The sequence below is a fragment of the Nocardioides pelophilus genome (assembly GCF_014180685.1).
GTDB lineage: Bacteria > Actinomycetota > Actinomycetes > Propionibacteriales > Nocardioidaceae > Nocardioides > Nocardioides pelophilus.
Genome location: NZ_JACEHF010000330.1, coordinates 1 through 738, shown reverse-complemented (window position 1 = coordinate 738; position 738 = coordinate 1). Strand labels below are relative to the sequence as shown.

General features: G+C 77.0%; 1 protein-coding gene and 1 pseudogene. Both read right to left on the bottom strand.

Translation table 11 applies throughout. The features are described from left to right. Positions 1–460 (bottom strand): annotated as a pseudogene (locus H0488_RS23465) (AAA family ATPase); the annotation flags it as partial. A gap of 3 nt (positions 461–463) precedes the next feature. Then, the coding region (locus H0488_RS23460) for a hypothetical protein (protein WP_183101564.1) at positions 464–738 on the bottom strand (275 nt) is incomplete at its 5' end.

Genomic DNA, 738 nt, shown 5'->3' with positions numbered 1-738 from the left:
GCCCGGGCGCGCCACCGGGACCCCAGACCGCGATCACCCGACCGGCCGGCCGGGGTGGCGCCGCCGGTCGCGGACCGGCCGCGGGCTCCACCGTCGGGGGCGCGGACAGGGCAGGGCCGGGGTCGCGCAGCACCAGGTCGACGAGGTCGCCGACCTGGTCGGCGGCGACGACGGCGTCGATCCCGATCCGGTGGGCCCGGGCGCGGGCGATGTCGTGGTCGGTCGCGACCGCCACGGCACGCACGCCGTAGTGGCGCAGCTGATCGACCACCGCGCCGTCGAGCCCGGCGAGCTCCGCACCGAGCACGGCGACCTGGGCCTGGCCGGCGCTCGCGGCCGCGAGCAGGTCGTCGAGGTCGACGCAGCGCTTGAGCACGACGACGCCGGGGTGCTCGTTGAGAGCGCCCAGCGCCCGGCTCTCCCAGGCGGCGCCCGTCGACACCAGGAGCGTGACGATCACGGGTCAGGACCTCTGGACGATCCGGACGACCGGGTCGTCCACACCGTCCAGCACAGCCAGGAACGGAGCGACCTCGGCGTCGTCGACGGCGAGCACCAGCTGCCGGGTGCCGGTGACTGCGAAGGTCTCCTCCGGCGCAGGAGCTGCGACGACGGTGACCGCCTCCAGCGCCGGGCCGGTCGGGGCCCGGTCGCCACGCCCGCCGACCGATCCGACGTAGACGTCGACGACCGAGCCGGCGGCCACGGTCGGCGGCACCCGGTCGGGCTCGGGGTCGA